This window comes from Amycolatopsis eburnea (genome assembly GCF_003937945.1).
In the GTDB taxonomy this organism is placed as follows: domain Bacteria; phylum Actinomycetota; class Actinomycetes; order Mycobacteriales; family Pseudonocardiaceae; genus Amycolatopsis; species Amycolatopsis eburnea.
In genome coordinates, this window is record NZ_RSEC01000049.1 from 1 (window position 1) to 215 (window position 215).

Sequence of the window (215 nt, forward strand, 5' to 3'; positions counted from 1 at the left end):
ATCGGCCGGTACAACCACTTCAGCCTCGGCCACTCGATCTACTACACGGTGGCGACCGGCGCGCACGCGGTGAAGGGCGAGATCCGCAAGCGCTGGGCGGCGCTCGGGTGGGAGCGGTCGTACCTGCGCTACCCGACGTCGGACGAGTACGTGGTGAACGGGGTGTACCGCAGCGACTTCCAGGGCGGCTACATCACCTTCACCCTCGCGGGCGG

At 68.4% G+C, this 215-nt stretch carries 1 protein-coding gene; it reads left to right on the forward strand.

What is annotated here, in order from left to right; translation table 11 throughout:
- Positions 1-215: LGFP repeat-containing protein (locus tag EIY87_RS23510; protein ID WP_404800090.1), on the forward strand; the 215-nt coding region annotated here is incomplete at both ends.